Below are 21,460 nucleotides of genomic sequence, written 5' to 3'. Positions count from 1 at the left end.
TTGCTCTACTTTCCCTGGGCCTCGATACGGTTGATCGCCTCGCTCATGTGGGCACCCACCTTCGCGATGTACGGCTCGTCGATCGCCTGGATGTGCTCACCGCCGATCGGGATCACTTCCAGCTCCGAAACATACTCACCCCAGCCGCCGTCGGGTTGGCGGGTGGCGTATCGCGGTTCGAAGTAGATCGCGTCGTCGTGGTAGCGGTCGGCCATGTAGAGGGTGACGTGACCGTCGTACGGCTTGATCTCCGCGGTGTCGATCATCCGGTTGTCCAGATACGACGTGCGCTGGTGCTCGATGATGCCGCCGGGGATCTGCACGCCGCTGGCCGCGACGGCCTCCATGACGAACCTCACCTGACCCTCGTCGTCGAGGTTCTCCAGCTCCTCGTACGGGATCTCCGGGATCTGCACGTTGAAGGTGCGCTCGGCGAACCGGGCGTAGCGCTCCCAGCGGGCGCGGGTCTCCTCCTTGGTCTGCGGGACCTCCTCACCGGCGCGCACCGCGTCGATGAGGCCGACGAACCGCACGTCCGCACCGGCCTGCTTGAGCCCGATGGCGCACGCATAGGCCAGCACCCCGCCCAGCGACCAGCCCGCCAGGATGAACGGCACGCCGGACCTGCCCTCGGTCCACCCGTTCATCTCGAGCAGTTTCGGCACGTACTCCGCGGCCCGCTCCTCCACGGAGCCCTCGACCCGCTCGATGCCGTAGATCGGGGTGTCCGGCGGCAGCCGCTTCATCAGCGGTTCGTACACCACCGTCGACCCGCCGGCCGGATGGAACACGAACACAGGGATCCGGTCGCTCCCTTCCTGCGGCGCACGCAGGACGCGGACGAACCCGTCGACCTTGCCCGCCTCGAGGTGTTCGCGCACCGTGGTGGCCAGATCCTCGATGGTGGTGGCGGCCTTCACGTCGTCGGCGGTGATGGTGCCTTCGGCTCGTTCGGTCAACCGTTCGGCCATCTTCGCCGCCGTGGCGTCGTCGACCTTCGGCAGCTCGTTGAAGATGCCGCCCGGCGATTTGCCGGTGACGATCGCCCAGGTGGCGAACGTGACGCGTTCGGCGGCGTCACGCGGTGGGACGTCGGCGCCCAGCGCCTCGGTGACGGCCTCCTGGGTCAGCACCTGCGCGGCCGCCTTGGCGGCGGACGACTTCGCGGTGGTGTCCGGTCCGGCCGGGTTGGTCGGCGGCGGCGGGATGTTCGGTCCCGACGGATCGGTCGGCGGGGCCGGGATCGCCGAATCTTGTTGGGTGCTCGGTTCGGCCTGCGGATCCGGCGCCGGCGTGGTCACCGTCGTCAGGTTCGCCCCGGACATCACCGCAGCTTGCTCTGAGGCAGCTTCGCCCAGCGGGTGTCCCGCCGCGGCCAGCTTCTCCTCGAGCTCGGCGACCGTCGACGCCCCGCCCATCAGCTCGGCCTGTTCGGCGGCGATCTCCTCGGCGGTCTTACCCTTCTGCGATTCGGCCAGCTGGTCGACCTCGTCGCGATGCTCGATCGCGTAGGTGATGAGCTGTTCGACGGCATAGAGGTTGGCGTCGCGCACCGCGGTCAGCTGGATCGGCGGCAGGTCGAAGTCGTACTCGACACGGTTCTTGATCCGCACCGCCATCAGGGAATCCAGGCCGAGCTCGATGAGCGGCACCTCCCACGGCAGATCCTCGGGCTCGTAACCCATGGCGCCGCCGACGATCGTGCCGAGCCGGTCGTGGATGGTCTCACCGGAGTCCGGCGACCACTTGCCCAGTCCCGCACCGAGGTTCGCGCCCTGGGTGAGGTTGTCGGACAGGATCGCCGCGTCGCCGCCCTCGGGTTCGGCCGCTGGAGTCAGCGAATCGGCTTGCGGAGCAACGGTCCCCGTGGCGACCGCAGCGGGCAGGGCAACGGCCTGACCACCGCGGGTGACGATCGCGTCGTAGACCAGAGCGAAGGAAGATTCGCCTCCGTTGTCCATGCGGGCGTGCACCTGCACCGACGCCCCACCGGGGTGGCGGGTCAGCGTGGTCACCAGGCGGGCGCCGTCACCTGGCACCGCCCGCTGCTCCGCCGCCGTCACGGCCGCCTCCGGGAACACCTGCGAGGCAGCGGATTTCACCAGCGCCGCCAGGGCCTGGGCGTCCACGGCACCGCGCGGCGAGTACTCCCACACGTGCCTGCCGTCCGGGGTGGCGACGTGGCTACCCGGCATGACACCGGCGTTGTCCCCGCTGAAGCGCACGTCGAGCCAGTGCGGCTTGCGCCGGAACCGGGTCGGCGGGATGTTCGCGTAGTCCAGCGCACCGGCCAGCCCGCGCGAACGCCGCGGGAACAGGGTGCGCATGTCGAGGTCGTGGCCGTGGACGAACAACTGGGCCATGGCCGCGGTCATCGAGTCGACCTCGTCCTGCTTGCGGGCCAGCGTCGCGATGAGCTGCCCGTCATGCAGACCCGCCGACATCGTGGTCAGCCCGACCTGCATGAGCGCCACCGGGTTCGGGGCGAGCTCGAGGAAGGTGGTGTGGCCGTTGTCGACCGCGTTGCGGATGCCGTGGGTGAAGTAGACGCTGTGGCGCAGCCCCTTCTTCCAGTAGTCCACGTCGTGGATCGGCTCGCTGCCCGCCCGCAGGAACTTGCCCTCGTGCACCGTCGAGTAGTAGCCGATCTGCAACGGGTGCGGGGTGATTCCGACCAGTTCGGCGGCCAGCTCACCGAGCAGCGGATCCATCTGCGAGGTGTGGCTGGCGCCCTTGGTCTGGAACTTGCGGGCGAACTTGCCCTCCTGCTCGGCCCTGGCGATGATCGCGTCCACCTGCTCGGGCGGGCCGCCGATCACGGTCTGGGTCGGGGCGGCGTACACGCACACCTCGAGGTCGGGATAGTCGGAGAACACCGTCTTGATCTCGTCGGCGGAGTACTCCACCAGCGCCATCAAGCGGATGTACTCGCCGAACAGCATTGCCTCGCCCTCACCCATGAGGTGGCTGCGCGAACAGATGGCGCGGGTGGCGTCCTCGAGCGACAGGCCGCCCGAGAAGTAGGCCGCGGCGGCCTCACCGAGCGACTGGCCGATGACCGCACCCGGCTTGGCGCCGTGATGCTTGAGCAGTTCGCCCAGCGCCACCTGGATCGCGAAGATGACCAGCTGCACCTTCTCGATCGGCAGCTCGGTGGTCTCGTCGGTGTAGTCGACGGCATCGTCGAGGATGAGCTCGAGGATCGAGTGCCCCCGCTCGTCCTGCACGTGGGAGTCGACCTTGTTGATCCAGTCGGCGAACACCTCGTTGCGCAGGTAGAGGCTCTTACCCATCTTGCGGTGCTGGGCGCCGAAACCGGCGAGCACCCAGACCGGCCCGTTCGTCACGGGACCGTCGGCGCTGTAGACGTTCGGGCTCTGCTTGCCCTCGGCCAGCGCGCGCAGACCCTTGATCGCCTCGTCGTGATCGCGGGCCATCACGACCGCGCGGGAGCGGCCGTGGTTGCGGCGCGACAGCGCGCGGCCGATCGACTCCAGCGACGACGCCCGGCCCTCTTCACTGTCCATCCAGTCGGCCAGCTCGGCGGCCGCGGACTTCTTGCGTGAGGTTAGGAACGCCGAAACCGCCAGCGGCACAAGCGGAACGGGCTGTTCGGCCGCTTCGAGCTCTTCGCGCGCGACCTCGAGCAGACGCTTGGCCTCGTCGGTCAGTCCGGGCAGCTCGTAGTCGTCCTCGACCGCTGCGGCGGGCCGGTCGAGACCGTCCCCGTTGTCCAAGTCATCCTCATCGACGAACTCGCCGTACTCGTCCATCCGCACCCCGCCCACGTACACGGCGGGCTGGTTCGGCTCGGCGGTCACCTCGACCACCTGCTCGGGTTCGGGCTCGACCAGGTCGCTGGGCAGCACCTCGCGCAGCACCATGTGCGCGTTGGCGCCGCCGAAGCCGAAGCCGGAGACGCCGGCGATGGCGTGCCCGCTGTAGCGCGGCCAGTCACTGACCGTGTCGTTGACCTTCAACCGCACGGCATCGAAGTCGATGTAGGGGTTCGGGCCGGTGTAGTTGATCGACGGGGGCAGCTTGTCGTTGCGCAGCGACAGCGCCACCTTCGCCAGGCTGGCCGCGCCTGCTGCCGACTCCAGGTGTCCCACATTGGATTTCACCGCACCCAGCAGGGCGGGCTGGTCGGCCGGCCGACTGCGTCCGATCACCCGGCCGAGCGCGTCGGCCTCGATCGGGTCGCCGAGGATGGTGCCGGTGCCGTGCGCCTCGATGTAGTCGACGTCGCGCGGGTTGATGCCGGCGTCCTTGTAGGCCTTGCGCAGCACCTCGGCCTGCGCGTCCGGGTTGGGCGCCAGCAGACCGTTGGACCGGCCGTCGTGGTTGACCGCGCTGCCCGCGATCACGGCGTAGATCTCGTCACCGTCGCGCCGCGCATCGGAGAGGCGTTTGAGCACCAGCATGCCTGCGCCCTCGGAGCGGGCGTAGCCGTTGGCGTCCTGCGAGAACGACTTGATCCGGCCGTCGGGTGCGAGCACACCGCCGACCTCGTCGAACCCGATGGTCACCAGCGGGGTGATCAGCGCGTTGACGCCGCCGACCACCGCGACGTCGGCCTCGCCTGCGCGCAGCGCGGCCACCCCCTGGTGGGCGGCGACCAGCGAACTCGAACATGCGGTGTCGATCGCCATCGACGGGCCGCGGAAGTCGTAGAAGTACGACACCCGGTTGGCGATGATCGAACTGGTGGTGCCGGTGATCGCGTACGGGTGCGCGACGCCCGGATCGGCCACGGACATGAAGCTGTAGTCGTTGTTCGACGCGCCGATGTACACGCCGACCCGCTCACCGCGCAGGCTCGACGCCGGGATGCGGGCGTGTTCGAGCGCCTCCCACGTCAGCTCGAGCGCCATCCGCTGCTGCGGATCGATGTTGTCGGCCTCCATCTTCGACAGCGCGAAGAATTCGGCGTCGAAACCCTTGATGTCCGACAGGTAGCCGCCGCGGGTGGCCGCCTTGGCGACCCGCTCGGCGATCCGCGGCTCACCGAGGAACTCCTCCCACCGGCCCTCGGGCAGATCGGTGATCGCATCGCGACCCTCGAGCAGCGCCTCCCACATCTCGTCGGGGGTGTTCATATCGCCCGGGAAGCGGGTGGCGAGACCCACGATCGCGATGTCGTCGACATCGCGCTCACGGCTCCAGTCGGTACCGTCGTCGTCGTGCTCGACCTCGGGCTCACCCTCGATGATCACCGTCGCCAACGACTCGATGGTCGGATGGCGGAACGCCACGGTCGCCGTCAGCGTGACACCGGTGAGGTCCTCGATGTCGCTGGCCATCGCGACCGCGTCGCGCGAGGACAGGCCGAGTTCCACCATCGCGGTCTGCTCGTCGATGTTGTCGGCGTTCTGGCCGGTCGCGTTGGCGATCCAGTTGCGCAGCCATTCGCGCATCTCGGCGACGGTCATGTCGACCTGCGCGGGACGCAGCGGGCCACCCTCGCCCTGGGCGACGATCGGCTGATTCTCAGCGGAGGGCGAATTGTTCGGTGTTTCAGACATGTTCATCTCTTTCGCCGCCCGCGGCGGTGTATGTGTGAGGGGGCGTCAGTCCGTCTCGTCAGTCCGTCTCGTCGGGGAAGGCGTTGGCGACCTTCCCGCTGCGGAGGCTTCCGTCGAGGTAGGCCGAGCGGCACGCCCGGCGGCCGATCTTGCCGCTCGACGTACGCGGGATCGCTCCGGCCGGGGTCAGCAGCACGTCGCGCACCGTGACGCCGTGGCGCACGGCGATCGCGGCGCGGATGTCGTCGGCGATCGGGCCCATGTCGAGCTTGTGGGCACCGGGCGCCCGCTCACCGACGATGACGAGCTGTTCGGAGGTGTCGGAGGGGTCGCGCTTGAGACCGGCGTGCGCGTTGTCGAAGACCTCGTCGGGAAGCTGGTTGGCCGGCACCGAGAACGCCGCGACGAATCCCGTGCGCAGCGCCTTGGTGGCCTCCTGCGCCGAGTACTCGAGATCCTGCGGATAGTGGTTGCGGCCGTCGATGATCACCAGGTCCTTGACGCGGCCGGTGATGTAGAGGTCGCCGTCGTGGAAGGCCCCGAGGTCACCGGTGCGCACCCACATCGCGTCGTCGGGCGCGCCTTCGGCGTGGCTCGGGTTCGTCCGCGACTTGAGGATGTTGCGGAATGTCGCCTGGGTCTCCTCTTCCTTGCCCCAGTAGCCGGTGCCCATGTTCTGCCCGGAGATCCAGATCTCGCCGATCTGGCCGTCGGGCAGTTCGGTGGCGGTGTCGTGGTCGACGATGACCGCCCATTCCGCGACGCCGACCTTGCCCGCCGACGCCTGCGCGACGGCCTTCGGCGAATCCGGCGGCACCTCGACGAAGCGGTGGCTGTTCAGTTCGTCGCGGTCGACGGTGACGATCTTCGGCGATTCGTTGACCGGGGTCGTCGACACGAACAGCGTGGCCTCGGCCAGCCCGTAGGACGGTTTGATGGCCTGCGGTTTGAACCCGAACGGCCCGAACGCCTCGTTGAAGTTGCGGACCGTCGCCGCCGAGATCGGTTCACTGCCGTTGAGGAGCGCCTTGACGTTGGACAGGTCCAGCGCCGGTTCGCCCTCGCGGGGCACTCCGCGGGCGGCGGCGTGGTCGAACGCGAAGTTCGGCGCGACGGAGATGACGCCGCCTGTCTCGCCCTCCTTGCGGGCCATCTCGCGGATCCAGCGGCCGGGGCGGCGGACGAACGCGGCGGGCGTCATGAACGAGATGTAGTGCCCGATCATCGGCGAGATCATGATCGTGATCAGACCCATGTCGTGGAAGAACGGCAGCCAGGACACACCCCGGTCGCCTTCCTCACCCTCGAGCGCCTCGATCACCTGCACCACGTTGGTGGCCAGGTTCAGGTGGGTGATCTGCACACCGGTCGGGATACGCGTGGAACCGGAGGTGTACTGCAGGTAGGCGATGGTCTCCTGGTGGACGTCGACGGGCTCCCAGGTCTGACCGACCTCGTTGGGGACCGCGTCGACGGCGATGACGCGGGGACGCTGGTTGGCCGGCCGGGTGCGGAAGAACTTGCGCACACCCTCGGCGGCCTCGGTGGTGGTCAGGATCGCCGACGGTGTGCAGTCGTCGAGGACGGCGTGCAGGCGTCCGACGTGGCCGGGCTCGTTCGGGTCGAACAGCGGCACGGCGATGCGGCCGGAGTACAGCGTGCCGAAGAATGCGACGAGGTAGTCGAGGTTCTGCGGGCACAGGATCGCGACGCGGTCGCCGGGCTGGGTCACCTGCTGCAGGCGGGCGCCGACGGCGCGGTTGCGGGCGCCGAAGTCGGCCCAGGTGAGGTCGCGCTCGACCCCGTCGCGTTCGGTGGAGAAGTCGATGAAGCGGTACGCCAGTTTGTCGCCACGCACCTTCGCCCATCGCTCGACGTGACGCACCAGGTTCCCGTTGTCGGGGAACTTGATGAGGCCGTCCTTGATGAACGGGTTGTGGAACGGCATTTCACACTCTCCTGTCAAACCGCGGCTTTCTGCACGGCTTTCTCACGGGCGCTGCAGTCTCTCGGCGGACGGCGCGGACCCGAACCTCAAAATGTTACTCGCGCTGCGGGCGGGTGCCGGCGTCGACGCACCCGCGTCAGCGATCGCTCAGCCTTAGTTATCTCTTAATATCAAGCATGTTAAGGGCCGTACTGGCACTCGCCAAATCAACTTCGGTCACGTGTCAACCATGTTTTGGTTGCGGCGCGCTCTCGATGAGGTTCCGCGCCCAGTTCAGCGTCCATCCCGTCGCCGGCTGACCGTCGACCTGCCAAAACTGCGGGGTGGCGTACATCGCATGGACGGGCTGTCCGGCACCGCCGGCCAGGGTCTCCAGCGTGCGCGGCAGGTTCACGATGGAGAACGCCGATTCGGGGGCGGCGCAGATCAGATCCCCCGGTGCGCAGATCTCGAAAGTGCGGTCGTTGAGCTGCCCGAAACCGCCGGGGCGCGGACCCGTCATGCTCAGCCCAAGGGCGCTCAGCGTCGGCACCTCCTGCAGCGTGATCTCGGCACCCACCCCGGGCGGGGTCGGTCCGACCGTCTGGCCCACCCCGCTCTCACGGCGGCCGTCGGCGATCGCGGTCACCCCGAGCACCAGATCCTGGTCGATCGGTCCGCGGCCGTTGCCGACGTCGCTGGCGATGTCGCCGGCGATCACCGCCCCCTGTGAGAACCCGACGATGACGTAGCTGGTCAACGGGCAGCGGTTGTTCATGTCGACGAGCGCCTTCACCGCGGCCTGGGTGCCCTCGGCGCGGCTGTCGTTGTACGACATCTGCCTGTCGGCGGAGAACGGATTGTGGAACTGCGCGGTGTAGGGAACCGTGTAGATCTCCAGGCGGTCGTTGCCGAATTCGGCGCGCAGCGGGTTCGTCACGTTGAGCAGCAACGCGATCGGGAACTGGGTCGGGTTGAACGGGTCCATCTGCGGCGAGGACTCCCACGTCCCCGGGATGGCCAGCAACTGCACGTCCGGGCAGCTGGCGTCCTGGAACTCCGGGCGAGGCTTACCGGTCGACGGCACACTCGTCGGCGGCACCGCGGTGGGGGGCAGCGCCGTGTCCGGGGTGTCGGGTTTGCGCATCACCACCACGATGATGGCGACGACCAACACCACCACCAGGGCCATCGCCCCGGCGGCGGCCAGGGCGAGGATGCGGTGGCGTTTGCGTCGACTGGTTTTCGGCATGGGGTAATCGGCTCCTCGCGTACGCGGGTCTGCGCTAGCAGAGTCGTTCGGTTGCGATGCGAATGTAGTCGGCCGTCGTGGAGTCGACCTCTCGCACCGAGGTTCGCATGGAACTGGGCCGCGTCGCGCGCACGTCGCTGCGCACGAGCGGCAGGATGAACTCCCACACTCCCTGGTCGCTCTGCTTGGCCGCACGCGCCTGACAGACCGCGGAGCCGATCGACAGGGCGCGCAGATCGGTCGTCGCCCGCACCCCGGCGGCCTTCAGGGCATCGAGGTAGCCCCGCTGCTGGCCGGTCACGGTCACCGCCCCCGGCTGACCGGCGCCGTCGGGCGGGGTCGGCAGATCCGACCCGCGATCGGCGGACTGGTCCGGTAGCGCCGCGGGCGGCGGTTGCGCGGTGGAGGTGACGTCGCGGTTGAGCACGCTGTCGGTCAGCGTGCACGCGGCGACCAGGACGACTGCGGACAGCACGAACAGCGTGGGGAGGATCCGCCGTCGGGTGTGCTGCACGATTCCACGGTACCGGCTGCCCGGGGCGGTCCCCGGTGAGCCGACCGCCCGCCGATCAGCGGATCGCGGCCACCAGGTCACCCGACATGGCTCCCAGTTGCGGCGCCCAGCTGCCCCAGCCGTGCTCACCGCCGGACGGGAAGTCGAAGTGCCCGTTGCTGCCGCCGACGGCGCGATAGTGCTGGTAGAACACGCGGTTACTGCCCTGCGCCTGATCGCAGTAGCCGATCATCGCGGCCGGGTCGGCGCACGTCAGCGTGGTCGGGCTGTACACCCACAGCCGGGTGTTGTTGTTCGCCAGCAGCTGGATGTGGACGTCGGGGTCGTGCCACTTCCAGCGGCCCAGCTGTGGCAGTCCCCACATGTTGCGGGTGTCGACGCCGCCGTACTGGGCCAGGCCGGCGGTGATGGCGCCGTTGAGCGTGGTGGCCGAGGGCGTCATGAACCCCGACATCGAGCCGGCGTAGCGGAAGCGGTCGGGATGGAAGGCGGCCATCGTCATCGCCCCGGTACCGCCCTGCGCGGCGCCGACGATGCCGTGCCCGCCGGGGGCCAGCCCCTTGTTGGCGGCCAGCCAGTCGGGCAGCTCGGTGGCCAGGAACGTCTCCCACTGCCTGCTGCCGTCCTGCTCCCAGTTGGTGTAGAGGCTCCACGCGCCACCTGCGGGGGCGGCGACCGAGATGCCCTTACCGGCGAGCGTGTTCATCGCGTTGCCCGCGGTCACCCAGTTGCTGACGTCGGGAGCGGCGTTGAAGGCGTCGAGCAGGAACACCGCGTGCGGTCCGCCGCCCTGGAAGGCGACCGGGATGGCGCGGCCCATGGCGGCCGACGGCACCATCAGGTACTCGACGGCGTCGGCCCCCGCTCTGGTCCCGGACGCGGTCTCCGTGGCGGTCCACAGACCTGCGGCCAGCACCACGGCCGCAACCACTCGCAACAACCCACGCATCATCACCGCACACCTCACGTCTGTCGACCGTTTGATCACCCGATCCCCGCGCAGGTAGTGAATCACACCACCGTCGCGGGCCGGGTCGAAAAGCCCCCGCAGACGGCGACGGCGGCGACCCCGAGGGGATCGCCGCCGCCGACCGTCAGTCAGTGCGCGAGTGTCAGCCCGCCGGTGCCGGCGCGGGGCTCGGCTGCGGGACCGCACCCAGCACGCGCTGGATGTCCGGCTTCATCTGCTGGAGCTGCTGACCCCAGTAGCCCCAGCTGTGGGTACCGGACTGCGGGAAGTTGAACACACCGTTGCGACCACCGGCGGCCAGGTACTGCTCCTGGAACGTCTCGTTGGTGCGCAGCGTGAAGCTCTCGAGGAACTTCGCGTTGAAGTTGTCGCCCTCCGCCTGGCCGGTGCCGCTGATGTCGGCCGGCTTGCCGTTACCGCAGAACACCCACACGCGGGTGCCGTTGGCGACCAGCTTGTCGATGTTGACCATCGGGTCGTTGCGCTTCCACGCCGGATCGCTCGACGGGCCCCACATGTCCTCGGACTTGTAGCCACCGGCGTCACCCATGGACAGCCCGACCAGCATCGGCCACCAGCCCTCGGAGAGGTTCAGGAAGCCCGACAGCGACGCCGCGTACTGGAACTGCTGCGGGTAGTAGATCGCCAGCGTCATCGCCGCGGAACCGGCCATCGACAGGCCGACGGCGGCGTTGCGGTTCGGGTTCACACCCTTGTTGGACGCCAGGTAGGCGGGCAGTTCCTGGGTCAGGAACGTCTCCCACTTGTAGGTGGAGCAACCGGCCTTGCCGCAGGCCGGCTTGTACCAGTCGCTGTAGAAGCTGGACTGGCCGCCGACCGGCATGATCACCGACAGGCCCGAATCGAGGTACCACTCGAACGCGGCGGTGTTGATGTCCCAACCGCTGAAGTCTTCCTGCGCACGCAGGCCGTCGAGCAGGTAGACACCCGGGGAGTTGGCGCCGCCACTCTGGAACTGGACCTTGATGTCGCGGCCCATGCCCGCAGACGGAACCATGAGGTACTCGACCGGCAGGCCGGGGCGCGAGAACGCGCCTGCAGTCGCCGAGCCCCCGGTGGCACCGACCAGGCCCGGCACCACGGCGGTTGCCGTGACGACGGCCATGGCGCCCATCGTGAGCCGGCGCGGCATGGCTTTCACCGCGTCGCGCATCTTCCCAACGAAACTCATACTGCTATTTCCCATCTGTCGTAAGCCGCAACCGGTCCGGGCACTCCAGACCAGCCGCGTTGCCCGTGTAGTCAACCACACGATCGTGTGATCGTTCTCTCCAGCGTGTTTCGCCACGACCGCCGCTGCATCGTTGAAAACGGCGTCCGAGTCGGGTGGTGTGAGGTGCGTTCGCGCACCTCAGAGCCCCGGGACGCGGGTGCGTTCCGAGGGGGAATCCAGGGGTGGCGAAGTGGCCACCGGGGGGTGCGTGGAATTGATCACCCGAGGGCCTGCGGGCCGCGATCACCCCGGCGGACACGCGCTGATGCGCGGCCGGGTCGACACGCGACGTGCTACGCATCTGCGGTCCTTCGATCGGGTTCGGCGCCGTTGCCGGCACTGTCGTCAGGGCAGCGTTCAACCGGTGTTCGGGACACCTGAACGGGATATCGCTTCGACCTGCCCCCGGCGTTACCCAAACAGACCGGATCTGCGACCCACAAATCGACGGCCGCCGCCACGGGGTGGTCACGGTCCGGCCGCCGGCATCCCGGTGTAGGGCGGTTCGTGGGGTTCGGGGATCGCCATACCGCACCGGATGAGCTCGTAACGCGGCACCCGATCGATCCGGTACTGGGTGAACTCGTAGGCGTGCACCACGTTGGACAGGAACCGGCGGGGGGTCAGCGGAGCGCGGATCGAGTTCAGCACCGACTCGGTGGCCGGACACTTCAGCGCCACCTCCGCCTGCGCCACCCAGTCCCGGTCGATGTACACCGGCAGATAGGGCGGGATCTTGAGGAAGGGCCCCTCGGCGATCGCCCAGTCCGGGAAGAGGTTCTTGTCGTGGCCGATGCGCCCGTCCTCGAGGCGTTCGGTGTGCGCGGCCAGCGGGTTGGCCAGTCCGATCTGGTCGATGACCCGCACGTCGAGGCCGACGTTCATCCCGAGCATGCCCAGGTTGGTGAAGAACACGGTGTGCGGACCGTTGTAGTCGTCGGGGGCGTCGGGCAGCGGCGGGAGCGCGGGCACCACGTCCCACATGTCGTAGTTGCCCGCGGGCAGCAGCAGGGCTCCGTCGGGCGTGTTCTCCAGCGCGGTCAGCACCGCCCGCATCCGCGGGTAGTCCAGGTAGTCGGCTGCGGTCATCGGGTGGGCGTGCCCGGTCGCCTGCGCGTAGAAGCGGCGCTCGTCGACGATGCCGGTGTCGGTGACCCGGGTGGCGTCCGGACCCATCCCGGGCGAATTGGCCGCCCACAGTGACCAACCCGCGATCGCGAGCCACAGCACGCTCGTGGCCCCGGCCAGCAGATACCCCGTCTCCCGGCTGAACCGGCTGCCGTCGGGCAGGACGACCGGGATCACCGAGACCGGCAGCAGCAGGCAGAACAACGGGGTGAGCAGCACCCGTCCGTGCATGAAGTCGCCGCCCTGGCGGATCCAGTAGATCCCCTGCAGCAGGCCGCTGCACACGATGAACAGCACCACCGCCGGCGGGCTCTGCACCATCCGGGCCAACCGGCCGTAGCCGCGCGGCGGCTGGTGCCGGATCCACCACGGCCGGCTGCGGGTGCTCACCAGCACGACGCCGGTCAGGATCAGCAGGACCGCGGGCACCCACAGCAGGTACGGCTCGGCGAAGTTGGTGAGGTAGGTGAATCCCTGGGGCCACTTGGCGCCGGTGGCGTCCTTGGCCACCGCGGTGCCGGGCACGACCAGGGCGTAGTAGCCCATCCGGAAGATCTGGTACGCCACCGGCAGAAGCCCGCCGGCGACGACGATCAGCAGCCGGCGCCGCCAGGAGCGGGCGGCCACCAGCATCATCAGCAGCGCTCCGACGCCGATCAGCGCGAGTTCCGGGCGCACCAGCACGCTCAGCCCGGCGAGGAAGGCCAGTGCGGCGGTGAACGGCCGGCTGACCGCGTCGCGGCCCGGCCCGGACGGGCTGCGCAAGCCCTGCGACCAGCACACCAGCATCCACCACAGCAGCCCGAGGTAGGCGAGAACCAGCCCGTTCTCCAACCCGGAGGTGGCGAAGTCGCGCGCCGGGGGCACCGCGATGTAGACGAGCACCCCGGCGGGCAGCAGCAGCGCGCGACGGCCCTGCAGGCTGGGCGCGTAGAGCCGGGCGGTGCCGAGCATCGCCATCACCACCCCGGCCACGCTGAGCACGAACGCGAACACGAACGCGATGTACTCGAGTTGTACGGAGCCGCCGACCCACGCGCCTGCGGTGATCAGGTAGGTCCACAGCGTCGAGGTGTTGGCCTCGACGCGTTCGCCGGCATTGAACACCGGCCCGTTGCCTGCCAGCAGGTTGCGCACCGTGCGCAGCACGATCAGACCGTCGTCGGCGATCCAGCGGCGCTCCCAGGCGCCCCAGGAGAACAGCACCGCCACCACCGCGACACTCACCCACAGGCTGACCCGGACAGTGACGTCGAACGGGAACGCCGGGCCGCGAACCAGCCGGCGCGCCACAACCGACCCGGTGGCCCGCCGCACCGTGCCCGACTGGTGCGGCGGCCTCACCGTGTCAGCCGAAGATGACTGCCGCACCGACAGTCCCGATCCACGCCACCGCGAGGAACTGCAGCACCCGGTCGCGCAGCGCGATCTCCTCGGGCTCACCGGCCATACCGCCGTCGACGTCGACGGCGTAGCGCAGGATCGCGATGGTGAACGGGATCATCGAGACGACGAACCACGAGGTGCCGCCCTGGTCGTCGCGGCCGAACGCCCACAGGCCGTAGCAGAGCACCACCGCCGTCGCCGACATCGTCCACACGAACCGCAGGTACGTGGTGGTGTAGCGCTCGAGCGATTTGCGGATCTTGGCGCCGGTCCGCTCGGCCAACTGCAGTTCGGCGTACCGCTTACCGGCCGCCATGAACAGCGATCCGAACGCCATGACGAGCAGGAACCACTGCGACAGCGGGACGTCGGCGGCCACGCCACCCGCGATGGCGCGGATCAGGAATCCGGACGAGACGATGCAGATATCAAGCACCGCTTGGTGTTTCAGGCCGAAGCAGTAGGCCAGCTGGATCGCGATGTAGATCGCCATCACCAGCGCGAGGTTCGGGGTGAGCAGCCACGAGATGATCAGCGAGGCCGCGCCCAGCACGATCGCGAGGCCGTACGCCAGCCGCTCGGACACCACACCGGCCGCGATGGGCCGGAACCGTTTGGTGGGGTGGGCCCGGTCGGCCTCGACGTCGCGGGCGTCGTTGACCAGGTAGACCGTCGAGGCGGCCAGACAGAACGCGACGAACGCCACCGACACCTTGATCAGCACGGTGCGGTAGTCGTAGGTGAACCGGTCGTCGCCGAGCGCCACGAGCGGCGCGGCGAGCACCAGGAGGTTCTTCACCCACTGCCGCGGCCGGATCGCCTTGATGATCCCCGCGGGCAGACTGCGCGGCGGACCGGTGACCGGCGCCGCTTCCTCACTCATCCCGATACCCATGACGCCCAGAACCCATCTCGATCCGCTCCATTGCGCTGCGTTCACCTCTGCCGGCCATCAGTGTCATCCCCGGGCGCCGGTCCGCTCGGCCACCCGCGCGCTGACCTCGGCGACCACCGCACCCACCGCGACACCGGTCATCACGTCACTGGGATAGTGCACGCCGAGCACCAGTCGCGACAACGCCATCGGCGGCACCAGCACCGCCGGCAGCGGCAACCCGGTCACCCGGCCGAGCAGCACCGCGGCCGCGGTGGTCGAGGTGGCGTGTGCGGACGGGAAACTCAGCCGGCTGGGCGTGCCGACGTTGACCGCGATCGCCGGGTGATGCGGTCGTTCCCGACGCACCACGCGTTTGATCAGCACCGCGGCCGCGTGTGCGGCGAATGCGCCGGCACCGGCGACGAGCCAGTCGCGACGGCGTTCGGGCTGCAGCACCGCGCCCAGCCCGGCCACGGCCAGCCAGCCGGCGCTGTGCTCACCGAAGTGGGACAGCGCCCTGGCCCCGGGGAGCACGCCGGGGCGGCCGGCGAGGGCCGCCTGCACCGCCACCAACGCAGCGTCCTCGCCGCGCGGTTCGTCAGCCATCGCTCATCGCACTTCTTGCGGGGGAAGCAGCACCGTCTCCCACTTCTGCTTGCTGGCCAGCACCGGCAGCGCCTCGCGGTAGACGCGCCGCATGTGGTCGAACCGCCGAGCCAGCCGGCGCTGCCTGCGCACCGACTGACCGAGCAGGGCGATCATCTTCGCGCGGTCCCGCTTGCGGTAGACCACACCGCGGCCGTCGGCGGTGGTCACCGTGACACCGTCGTACTTGGACAGCAGGAACCATCGCGAGTTCTGCGTCGGCACGTTGAGCTGTGGGCGTTCGTGGTGCTGCGGATCGGGCTTCTTGATGTTGTGCACGATGCCGCGCATCAGGTGGTAGGCGATCACCGGTTTGGCCACCGGCGGGTCGATCTTCTGCAGCTTCTCCGACGGCGGCGGCAGCTCACTCGCCGCGGGCATCACCACGGCGTCCGGATACTGCTTGCGGATGCGGTGCACCTCGGGCAGCGCGCTCTCGAGGATCGAGAAGATGTGTTCCGGGCCGGCGAGGAAGTCGTCCATCGCCTTGTTCTGGATCTCGACGGTCGAGTACTCAAGGCAGGCAAGGTGTTTCAGCGTGGCCTTGAAGTGGCTGCGGACCAGCCCGCCGATGTCGCCGTCCCAGTGCAGCGCCGCCACCACCAGCCGGTTGCGGAGGTGGAAGTACGCCTGCCAGTCGATCGCGTCGTCCTTGTCGCTCCACGCCATGTGCCAGATCGCGGTACCGGGCATGGTCGCGGTCGGGTAGCCCTGTTCGGCGGCGCGCAGCCCGTATTCGGCGTCGTCCCATTTGATGAACAGCGGCAGCGGTTGGCCCAGTTCCTCGGCGACCTGCCGCGGGATCATGCACATCCACCAGCCGTTGTAGTCGACGTCGATACGCCGGTGCAGCAGCTGGCTGCGTTCGTTGTTGGCGTGCAGCGGGTACTTCGCGAAGTCGTGGTCGTATTCGGTGTAGGGCGCCGACGTCCACATGAAGTTGTCCCGGTCGACGACCTCACCCATGATGTGCAGGTGTGACGGCTCCTGCAGGTTGAGCATCTGCCCGCCGACCAGCATCGGCGACTTGGCGAAGCGGTTCAACGCCAGCGCCCGCAGGACCGAATCCGGTTCGACGCGGATGTCGTCGTCCATGAACAGGATCTGTTCGCAGTCGGTGTTCTTCAGCGCCTCGTACATCACCCGGCTGTAACCGCCGGACCCGCCGAGGTTGGGCTGGTCGTGAATGGACAGCCGGTTGCCCAGCGGCGCGGTGGCCTCGGCGAACTCGGGGTGGTCGCGCACCTTGCGGTTCCCCTGGTCCGGCACGATGACCGCGCTGATCACCTCGTCGACCAACGGATCCGAGGTGAGCGCCCGCAGCGAGTTCACGCAGTCGTCGGGGCGGTTGAAGGTCGGGATGCCGACCGCGATGTTGGCCACGCCCGGCGCGGGCACCGGTGCGTACCAGCCGGCGCTGTGCAGGGTGACGGCACTGTCGGTGGTGATGTCGAACCAGATCCAGCCGCCGTCCTCGAACGGCTGCAGGCCGATCTCCACCTCGACGACGGTGGGCCGGTCGGCCTCGCTCGCGAACGCCTTGCCCTCCACGAAGATCCGGGCGCCGGTGGCCTTGGTGCGGTAGAGGTCCACCCGGCCGCTGCCGGTCAACTCGACCCGCAGCACCACCGACGTCAGCGTCGACCAGCGCCGCCAGTAGCTCGCCGGGAACGCGTTGAAGTACGTGGCGAACGACACCTCGGACTCGGCACCGATTTCGAGGGTGGTGCGGGTGCGGGCGTGGGCGCGCCTGGCGTTGGTCTCGGATTCCTCTATATAGAGCTTGCGGACGTCGAGGGGTTCGCCGGGCCGCGGCAGGATCACACGCGCGAGCAGGCTCACTGCGCGTGAATCACCGGCGGCCGGCGCACCGGTCGGGATCTCACTCATGGGTTGGTGCTCTCGCTCTGGGTCAGGGCGGCGCCGTCGCGCAGGTGTGGCGCCAGGGTGTTGTCGTACATGTTGAGCGCGCTGGCGATGGCCATGTGCATGTCGAGGTACTGGTAGGTGCCCAGTCGCCCGCCGAACAGGACCTTGGCCGACGCCGTCTCGGCCTTGGCCTTGGCCCGGTAGGCGGCCAGCAGCGCGCGGTCGGATTCGGTGTTGATCGGATAGTAGGGCTCGTCGTCCTCGTCGGCGAACCGGGAGAACTCGCGCATGATCACGGTCTTGTCCGTGGGGTAGGCCCGCTCCGGGTGGAAGTGCCGGAACTCGTGGATACGCGTGTAGGGCACGTCGGCGTCGTTGTAGTTCATGACGGGGGTGCCCTGGAAATCCCCGGTCTCGAGCACCTCGAGTTCGAAGTCGAGGGTGCGCCAGCCCAGCCGGCCCTCGTCGTAGTCGAAGTAACGGTCCACCGGGCCGGTGTAGACCACCGGAGCGTCGGGGTTGGCGGCCCGGAGTTCGTCGCGGACGTCGAACCAGTCGGTGTCCAGCCGGACCTCGATCCGATCGTCGGCGGCCATGTTCTCCAGCCACTTCGTGTAGCCCTCGACGGGTAGACCCTCGTAGGTGTCGTTGAAGTAGCGGTTGTCGAAGGTGTAGCGGACCGGCAGGCGGTTGATGGTGGAGGCCGGCAGTTCCTTGGGGTCGGTCTGCCACTGCTTGGCGGTGTAGTGCTTGACGAACGCCTCGTAGAGCGGGCGGCCGATCAGCGAGATCGCCTTCTCCTCGAGGTTCTGGGCGTCCTCGGTGTCGATCTCGGCGGCCTGTTCGGCGATCAGCGCGCGCGCCTCGTCGGGGGTGAAGTAGCGCCCGAAGAACTGGCTGACCAGGCCCAGCCCCATCGGGAACTGGTAGGCCTGCCCGTTGTGCAGGGCGAACACCCGGTGCTGGTAGCCGGTGAACTCGGTGAACTGACGCACGTAGTCCCACACCCGCTGATTGGAGGTGTGGAACAGGTGCGCACCGTAACGGTGCACCTCGATGCCGGTCTGTGGTTCCGGTTCGGAGTAGGCGTTACCCCCGAGGTGTGGCCGTCGCTCGAGGACGAGGACCCGTTTGTCCAACTGGGTCGCCACACGCTCGGCGATCGTCAGACCGAAGAAGCCTGAGCCGACGACGAAAAGATCGTACTGGGAGCGCATCGGCAGCCAGGGTATCCGACCGCGGCCACTCTTCCCGACATGCTGCCTCGCCGGGCGGCGTAACGGGCCCGCGAGTCCAGGTCGCAATTAGCTCACGATTCAGTATCGCCACTCTAGTCACACCAGTCACGCCAGTAGCATCGGTTTGGTCGGAGCGTGGGCTCGAGAGAGGGAGTTCGGCGCCGTCGACACCGATTGGCCCTACGACCAATAACCACATGTAGTCCATGTATTGAGGAGACTTCCGTGCCGAACCGACGTCGCAGCAAGGCCTCGACAGCCATGAGCGCGTTCGCCGCCCTGGCCGTCGCAAGTCCAGTCGCAGCCGTTGCCGTGACCCAACTCTCGGGGTCCTCCGATGCGCCTCAGCACCGTGAGTTCGTCCAGGCCGCCATGGTCACCGACCTGCCCGGCGAGTTGATGTCCGCGCTGTCCCAGGGACTGTCGTCGTTCGGGATCAACCTGCCGCCGATGCCGACCGGCATGTTGAACGGCACGCCGTCAGCCCCGACCACGCTGACCACACCGGGTCTGGGCGCCACCGGGCTGACCTCGCCGGGGCTCACCACGCCGGGTCTGACCAGCCCCGGACTCACCGCACCCGGTCTGACGACGCCCGGTCTCACCACACCCGGCCTGACCACGCCCGGTCTGACCACGCCCGGCCTGACCACGCCGAGCGCCAGCGTGCCGCCGCTCACCGCGTCCGCACCGGGTCTCGGTGACGCCGGCCTGACCAACCCGGCGCTGACCAACCCGGCGCTGACCAGCCCCACCGGGGACCTGCCGGGGCTGACCGCTCCCGGGCTGAGCACGCCGGGCCTCACCACGCCGACCACCGGTCTCGACCCGGCGCTCACCCCGATCTCCACCGGCGCCCTGCCGGTGCCGGGCGAGGTGCCGATCTCGGCGCCGCTGGCCACGGATCCGGCGCTGGGCACCTACCCGATCCTCGGCGATCCGCTGATGGCGTCCGTACCGACGGCTCCGGCTAGCACCGGGCTGCTGGGCGATCTGTCCAGCGCGGCCAACCAGCTCGGCGCCGGCCAGGCCATCGACCTGCTCAAAGGGGTCGTGGTGCCCGCGATCACCGGGGCGATCAAGTCGGCCGCCCCGCCGGCCGGTGCGCCGCTCCCGCCGCCGCCGCCCGCCGCCCCGGGTATGTAGAAGTCCTGCATCGAAACGGCACCGCAGAAGCCAGAGCGGCTCTGCGGTGCCGTTGCGATTTATTTTGGTTGCCGTTTTCGGCCGTGTCGAAACATGAGTAACAACTGACACATACGTAACATCAGTCCGTGCTGTCCCGCCGACCTGCGCCGTCGCTCTTCTTCACCGCGATCGCGGCGACGCTCGTGCTCCTCCCGTGGGCGGTCAACGGTCTGCCCGGTGACGACGACGAGTCCGCCGCCGCCGGCGCCCCGACCTTGACCGAACAGCCCCTTGCGGGGCTCGGCGGCGGGGAGACCATCCGGGAGATCCACCAGGACACGCCCTTCTCCATGGTCGCGCTGACCGCCGAGGACCTGACCGGGACGTCCGCGCGGGTGCGCGCCAAGAAGGACGACGGCTCATGGGGGCCGTGGTACGAGGCCGAACCGCTCGAGGGCGTCGGCGAGGAGACCGCCGCACGGCGCGGCACCGACCCGGTGTTCGTCGGGCGCACCACCACCGTCCAGATCGCCGTGACCAGACCGGCCGACGCACCCCCGAGCGCCCCCGCCCCCGCCGAACACCGGGGGCCCGACCTCGGATACCTGCCCGCCACCGTCGAGCAGCCGTTCGCCCAGAACATCAACGCGGTGCTGATCAGTCCGCCGCAGGCGCCGGGAGACACGCTGCCGCTGCCCAACGCCGTGATGGCCCCCGGCGTGCCGCCGCGCATCATCACCCGCGGACAGTGGGGCGCCGACGAATCGATGCGGTGCGGAGGCCCGCGCTACGACGCCGCCGTCCGCGCCGGCGTCGTGCACCACACCGCGGGCAGCAACGACTACGCGCCCGAGGATTCGGCCGGAATGGTCCGCTCGATCTACGAGTACCACACCCGCACGCTGGGCTGGTGCGACCTCGGCTACAACGCCCTGGTCGACAAGTTCGGCCAGGTCTTCGAAGGCCGCGCGGGCGGGATGGACCGCCCGGTCGAGGCCTCCCACACCGGCGGGTTCAACACCGACACCTGGGGTGTCGCGATGATGGGCAACTTCGAGGTGGTCCCCCCGACCCCCATCCAGCTGCGCACCACCGGCCGGCTCCTGGGCTGGCGACTGGGCCTCGACCGCGTCAATCCGATGGGCACCACGGTGCTCACCAGCGCGGGCGGCTCGTTCACCCACTTTCCGGCCGGCGCGACGCCGACGCTGCCGAGCATCTTCACCCACCGCGACGTCGGCAACACCGAATGCCCCGGCAACGCCGCGTACGCCGCGATGGGCGAACTGCGGGCCATCGCCGCCCGGTTCAACGCACCGCCCGGGCCGGAAGACCTCGCCGAAAGCCTGCGTGGCGGAGCGATTTTCGACCGCTGGGCCAAGATGGGCGGGATGGCCAGCGCGCTCGGCGCCCCCACCTCCCCGGAGGCCGCTGGTGAGGGGACGGCCCGGTACGTGCGGTTCCAGCGCGGCGCGATGTACTGGTCACCGGAAAGCGGCGCGGCACCGGTGATGGGCGCGATCTACGACGCGTGGGGGTCCCTCGGCTTCGAACGCGGCGCCCTCGGACTGCCCACCAGCGGTGAGATCCACGAACCGCTGTGGATCAAACAGAACTTCCAGCACGGCACGCTGAACTTCGACCGGGAGAAGGCCACCGTCACCCGCGTGATCGACGGTGTGCCGTTGGAGCTGCCGCCCGCGTCGTCGCACACCCCGCCGGTCCAGCTGGAGCGCTTCACCGCCCCGATCAACCCCTGACGGGTCG

13 protein-coding genes are annotated in these 21,460 nt (G+C 69.0%); 2 read left to right on the top strand and 11 right to left on the bottom strand.

What is annotated here, in order from left to right:
* Positions 1–5: 5 nt before the first annotated feature.
* The 11 genes from pks13 to glf all read right to left on the bottom strand — a co-directional run bounded on the left by pks13 (position 6) and on the right by glf (position 18,544).
* Positions 6–5,531, bottom strand: a complete 5,526-nt coding sequence (gene pks13 / locus G6N49_RS25525) for a polyketide synthase Pks13 (protein ID WP_011857374.1) — start codon at positions 5,529–5,531, stop codon at positions 6–8.
* 52 nt (positions 5,532–5,583) lie between these two features.
* The gene (gene fadD32 / locus G6N49_RS25520) at positions 5,584–7,473 is read right to left on the bottom strand and encodes a long-chain-fatty-acid--AMP ligase FadD32 (RefSeq protein WP_083045539.1); all 1,890 of its coding nucleotides are present in this window, start codon (positions 7,471–7,473) and stop codon (positions 5,584–5,586) included.
* Between the two features lie 223 nt (positions 7,474–7,696).
* Positions 7,697–8,704: a carboxylesterase Culp6 gene (gene culp6, locus G6N49_RS25515; RefSeq protein ID WP_083045540.1), complete on the bottom strand. Its 1,008-nt coding sequence runs from the start codon at positions 8,702–8,704 to the stop codon at positions 7,697–7,699.
* Positions 8,705–8,738: 34 nt separating this feature from the next.
* Positions 8,739–9,218: a DUF732 domain-containing protein gene (locus G6N49_RS25510; protein ID WP_406540062.1), complete on the bottom strand. Its 480-nt coding sequence runs from the start codon at positions 9,216–9,218 to the stop codon at positions 8,739–8,741.
* Between the two features lie 55 nt (positions 9,219–9,273).
* Positions 9,274–10,170, bottom strand: a complete 897-nt coding sequence (locus G6N49_RS25505; RefSeq protein WP_011562389.1) for an alpha/beta hydrolase-fold protein — start codon at positions 10,168–10,170, stop codon at positions 9,274–9,276.
* 160 nt (positions 10,171–10,330) lie between these two features.
* Entirely contained in the window at positions 10,331–11,380 is a 1,050-nt protein-coding gene (locus G6N49_RS25500) for an esterase family protein (RefSeq protein WP_011562390.1), read from the bottom strand.
* Between the two features lie 510 nt (positions 11,381–11,890).
* Positions 11,891–13,921, bottom strand: coding sequence for a terminal beta-(1->2)-arabinofuranosyltransferase (gene zomB / locus G6N49_RS25495; RefSeq protein WP_011857379.1), 2,031 nt, complete (start codon positions 13,919–13,921; stop codon positions 11,891–11,893).
* Positions 13,899–14,819: a decaprenyl-phosphate phosphoribosyltransferase gene (locus G6N49_RS25490; RefSeq protein WP_041310352.1), complete on the bottom strand. Its 921-nt coding sequence runs from the start codon at positions 14,817–14,819 to the stop codon at positions 13,899–13,901. The genes zomB and G6N49_RS25490 overlap by 23 nt, the downstream gene beginning before the upstream one ends.
* A gap of 75 nt (positions 14,820–14,894) precedes the next feature.
* Positions 14,895–15,419: a phosphatase PAP2 family protein gene (locus G6N49_RS25485; protein ID WP_011562393.1), complete on the bottom strand. Its 525-nt coding sequence runs from the start codon at positions 15,417–15,419 to the stop codon at positions 14,895–14,897.
* Between the two features lie 3 nt (positions 15,420–15,422).
* A complete protein-coding gene (locus tag G6N49_RS25480; RefSeq protein ID WP_011857380.1) occupies positions 15,423–17,348 on the bottom strand; it encodes a glycosyltransferase in 1,926 nt (641 codons plus the stop codon).
* Positions 17,345–18,544 carry a UDP-galactopyranose mutase gene (gene glf / locus G6N49_RS25475; RefSeq protein ID WP_011768405.1) on the bottom strand — a complete coding sequence of 400 codons (1,200 nt, stop codon included), beginning with the start codon at positions 18,542–18,544 and terminating at the stop codon, positions 17,345–17,347. The genes G6N49_RS25480 and glf overlap by 4 nt, the downstream gene beginning before the upstream one ends.
* A gap of 246 nt (positions 18,545–18,790) precedes the next feature.
* Between glf and G6N49_RS25470 the strand changes: the two genes are divergently transcribed.
* A complete protein-coding gene (locus G6N49_RS25470) occupies positions 18,791–19,711 on the top strand; it encodes a hypothetical protein (protein ID WP_011562396.1) in 921 nt (306 codons plus the stop codon).
* 128 nt (positions 19,712–19,839) lie between these two features.
* On the top strand, positions 19,840–21,453 hold the full coding sequence (locus G6N49_RS25465; RefSeq protein WP_011562397.1) for an N-acetylmuramoyl-L-alanine amidase: 1,614 nt from the start codon (positions 19,840–19,842) through the stop codon (positions 21,451–21,453).
* Positions 21,454–21,460: the final 7 nt, after the last annotated feature.

The organism is Mycolicibacterium monacense (genome assembly GCF_010731575.1).
Lineage (GTDB): Bacteria > Actinomycetota > Actinomycetes > Mycobacteriales > Mycobacteriaceae > Mycobacterium > Mycobacterium monacense.
This window is presented reverse-complemented; position numbering and strand designations above follow the sequence as displayed.

What these genes read in the sequence shown, in the direction of transcription:
- pks13 (WP_011857374.1), bottom strand. Translation starts at nt 5,531, where the DNA reads ATGAACATGTCTGAAACACCGAACAATTCGCCCTCCGCTGAGAATCAG.
- fadD32 (WP_083045539.1), bottom strand. Translation starts at nt 7,473, where the DNA reads ATGCCGTTCCACAACCCGTTCATCAAGGACGGCCTCATCAAGTTCCCC.
- culp6 (WP_083045540.1), bottom strand. Translation starts at nt 8,704, where the DNA reads ATGCCGAAAACCAGTCGACGCAAACGCCACCGCATCCTCGCCCTGGCC.
- G6N49_RS25505 (WP_011562389.1), bottom strand. Translation starts at nt 10,170, where the DNA reads ATGATGCGTGGGTTGTTGCGAGTGGTTGCGGCCGTGGTGCTGGCCGCA.
- G6N49_RS25500 (WP_011562390.1), bottom strand. Translation starts at nt 11,380, where the DNA reads ATGAGTTTCGTTGGGAAGATGCGCGACGCGGTGAAAGCCATGCCGCGC.
- G6N49_RS25490 (WP_041310352.1), bottom strand. Translation starts at nt 14,819, where the DNA reads ATGAGTGAGGAAGCGGCGCCGGTCACCGGTCCGCCGCGCAGTCTGCCC.
- G6N49_RS25485 (WP_011562393.1), bottom strand. Translation starts at nt 15,419, where the DNA reads ATGGCTGACGAACCGCGCGGCGAGGACGCTGCGTTGGTGGCGGTGCAG.
- G6N49_RS25480 (WP_011857380.1), bottom strand. Translation starts at nt 17,348, where the DNA reads ATGAGTGAGATCCCGACCGGTGCGCCGGCCGCCGGTGATTCACGCGCA.
- glf (WP_011768405.1), bottom strand. Translation starts at nt 18,544, where the DNA reads ATGCGCTCCCAGTACGATCTTTTCGTCGTCGGCTCAGGCTTCTTCGGT.